At 56.6% G+C, this 900-nt stretch carries 1 protein-coding gene; it reads right to left on the reverse strand.

What is annotated here, in order from left to right; genetic code table 11:
- On the reverse strand, positions 1–713 hold a 713-nt coding region (locus tag KK078_RS30280; protein ID WP_254094784.1), incomplete at its 3' end, for a hypothetical protein.
- Positions 714–900 lie beyond the last annotated feature (187 nt).

Here is a 900-nt window from a genome sequence, read left to right on the forward strand (position 1 = left end):
ATGGTCAGGAAGGGACGGTTGGCTTCCTGCAGCTGGAATTTATAGGCGATCCAGGATTGCAGCCCGAGGAAGCGGTTGCCGGCGTTGATCTCATCGGCGTTGAGCCACAAGGCAATGGTGAGTTTCTTGGGGTTGAGCGCAGTGTTATAGGGCACCTCGATGTTAGCCCCCTCGTTGAAGTGGATCGCTTTGCTGGCATTGCCGTAGCGGTCTTCCGCCCACTCGGGGAAGCCTGCGCCCCATGCCGCGGGCCCGGTCTTAAAGGTTCCATTAAAGCCGTTGCCGCTTCCGTCGCCGGCGGTGATACCCGTGCCTTCGTCAAACGACCATTGGCCGATCAAGTCTTCGGCCGCTACCGGCAGTATGACCTTGCTGCGGTATGTTTCCATAGCCTCATGCAACGACACCGTGGCGTTGGCTACCTGTGTGGCGGTCGAGGCGGCATTGTCATGCACAGCCTGGGCCGCGTCGATGGCATCCTGCAACGCATCTTTGGAACCGGCGGTATATTGTCCGTCTTGTACACCTTCTTCGGTGCTGCTCAGGAGATCTTCGGCTACTTCGATCGAGTCGGCCAGTACGGCCTTCTTGGCCGTAACGTCGGCATTGTTTCCGTCGCCACTGTCGTCGTCCGAGCACGAGCTGACGGCGAATCCCGCCACGATGGCTACCGCGATCAGAAACGCAAAGGGTTTTCTAAATAGTGTCCTCATAGTTGTTCTGTAGTTTATTTTGGATTTAGGAATATGTTTGTTTACAGGGCCGTATTGGTATCCAGTTCAGACTGGGGTATGGGAAAATACCGGTGTGATTCATAGGAGAAACCTGCGCCGTCCAATGCTGCCTCGGCGGCGAACTTGCCGTAGCGCATGAGGTCGAAGTAGCGGGGGAACTCAAAGC

The organism is Dawidia soli, assembly GCF_018598185.1.
GTDB lineage: Bacteria > Bacteroidota > Bacteroidia > Cytophagales > Cyclobacteriaceae > Ohtaekwangia > Ohtaekwangia soli.